The 2,803-nt window shown below is 45.1% G+C and carries 1 pseudogene; it reads right to left on the reverse strand.

The annotated features are described in order from the left end of the window. A pseudogene (locus DBR11_RS11605) lies at positions 1 to 2,716 on the reverse strand (hypothetical protein); the annotation flags it as partial. Positions 2,717 to 2,803 lie beyond the last annotated feature (87 nt).

Below are 2,803 nucleotides of genomic sequence, written 5' to 3' on the forward strand. Positions count from 1 at the left end.
TTGCATTGCTTAAAGTTGTTGTCGCAAAAACAATGGCCGGGTTAACAGTTACAGTAACCGGTACACGTTGTGCATTGGCACAGGTACCGCTGAGTACTTCAATATAATAAGTGGTGTTTGCGGTTAAAGCCGGAGTCGTAAAAGTATTCCCCGAAGCAAGCGCTGTACCGCCAGAAGCAGCAGCATACCATTTTAAAGTGGTGCCGCCATTCGGAGTTGCGGTTAAAGTGCTGGTACTTCCCGAGCAGGTGGATAATCCTGCGACAGCAACGGTTGGGTTCGGAGCGATAATGGAAGCCCCATAAATGTTCAGGTTGCTGAGTGCATTAACAAGTCCGCCGAAACTGATGTCGACCCTGTCATACGCAGCTGATGCGAGTAGCGTCGCTGTGAAGCGATTGCCGCTAAGCAACTGCAGATTAAGCAGGGATGGATTTAAAGTATATGTTTTTACAACGGTAGAACCCATCATTACTTTCACGGTAACACCGCTGAGTAAACTAAGATCTGCCAGTCCTACCGGAGTGGCCAGGTCTAAACGGATGCTGTCAGTTGCCACTCCTGTTCTGCCAAAGATGAGTGTTTGGTGCCCTGATGCCGCAACGCCTACTGCCAGTTTAATGGTAGTAAAGTTTGTTGGATCAGCATCTACAGAATTTGTTGGGTTGTCAATACCGCACAATACACACAATAAACCATTAATACTACTTTCCTGTGAATTGGCTGCATAGCAGTTTGGATTACCAGGAGTAGTGGAGACTGTGACCGTAACTGGTACCCTTGTCGGACTTAGGCATCCGGCTGCACTTTGCGTTTCCACATAATACGTTGTGGTGGCGGTCAAGGCTGGTGTGGTAAATGAAGGTCCCGATGAAAGCAGGGTGCCCCCGATTGAGGCAGAATACCAGTTGATGGTATTTCCAGCATCGGCAGAAGCCTGTAAAGTTGCCGTTTGTCCGGAACTGATGGTGATACTATTGCTGGATACCTGAGCAGCTGCAGGAAGTGAATTTACTGTTGCCGTAACAGCCGTTCTTGCTGGACTAATGCAATTGCCTTGTGAGGCTTCAACATAGTAAGTTGTTGTAGAGGCTAAAGCTGGAGTTGTAAATGTATTTCCCGTTGAAAGCACTGGTCCACCCGTTGAAGCTGCGTACCAACTGTAAGTTACCCCCGTTACAGGATTACTTATTGTTGCGGTAGCTGTTGAGCCTATACAAACTGGTGCGACAGTCGCAACAGTTGGAGAAGCAGGTATAGCAGTAACCGTAATCTTAGCGCTGTCTAAGTCAGATTCACCGGCACAACCCGATTTTTGCGCGGATAAATAATACGTATAAGTCCCTGGCGCCAGATTGTTGTCTGAGTAAGTTGATCCGGAAGCAGAAGCAAGAGAGACTTTATTAAGGATATTTCCTGTAGATCTGTACCAGTTGTAAGTAAAGTTTGCATCGGGGTTATTTACTGAAAGAGAAACCTGGTTTCCACAAACACTGGCAGTTCCATTTGTTAGACCTCCAAAAGCTGGTTTGGCTACAGTTTGCTGAACCTCATAAACATTTAATCCTCCCGAAAGGAGGTTACCACCCACAGCAAGTGCAGTATTGATTTTGATCTTTACCCGGTCAAAAGCTGCACCAGGTTTAAAGAAGATGGGGACTTTTTGTTTATTGGACAGCAATCCAAGTAGGTCCAGTGAGAGCAGACTGCTCACCGATACTTCCGAGCCAACTGCAGTGTTGCCGTTATAGCCTTGAACAGTTATGGTTTTGAATACATCAACATTAAGTATACTGGCTGGAATAGATAAGACTACTTTAGCATAATCATTTGCTCCAGACAGACCATTCAGGTAAATAGTTTGGGAAGCCGTAGCGCCCAGGCCAACCAATCCGGTTTGTATAGTTGACGCAGTATTCATATCTCCGTCAATAGCTTTTTCAGGATTGAGTAACAGTTTGGTTAATGAAACATTTAATCCTGTAGATTCTCCTATGTTAGTAAAAATAGATGGCGCGCAATTTTGGTCGGCAACAGTAGAACCATTGTATACATTCATGTTTACCGCCGCACCCAATGCCAAACCGAGAAGATTCCCTCTAAACCTTAATCTGATGCGGACAGAATTATAAGGCACAGCAGAGGTCACTGCGAAATAGTTATTCCCCTGCGCATCTTCTACAACCGTGCTGCTTACAGAGGCCGCGTCTACAATAGTACCATCACTTCCAGCAGTAGCGCCGTTATATACATCAAGTTCAACTAGGTTCTGCTTTAGTAATCCGGTAAGGTCACCCACGATCGCAAGCAGGTCCAGGCTTAATCCGGAACTGGTCGGTGTATCGAACCTTATATAAGTCGTTTTTCCTGCAGTAACACCTGAGGGATATTTCAACTGAAGCCATGCTTCTCCTTCGCCTTTAGCAAGGCCCAGTATATTGTTATACTTGCAAGTTAATGTAGCGAAGGTCGCCGGGTCACTGGTCGCTGCATTTCCCGGGTTAAGCACTGCTCCTGCATCGCTGCCAGGATTTGTATTCACTGTCGGAATACCCAAAAGGGAATAGTAGCCAACCAACCCGCTGGAAGGGGTTGTCGTTGCATAAGTTTTAGCCTGCGCATACGATTTTGAATTTGTTAGCGTTATTACTACTAGACTTAAAAAAATAAATAATGCATTTTTTAAGCTTTTACGTAGAGTAGAAGTCCATTTCATAGGGATAGGGATTGGAATAATTCTAATTTTACTCGTACAAGTTTAAATATAGATTGCTTCGTAACCCCCGTTCGAATTGTTCATTTA

This window comes from Pedobacter sp. HMWF019, from assembly GCF_003061025.1.
In the GTDB taxonomy this organism is placed as follows: Bacteria; Bacteroidota; Bacteroidia; order Sphingobacteriales; family Sphingobacteriaceae; genus Pedobacter.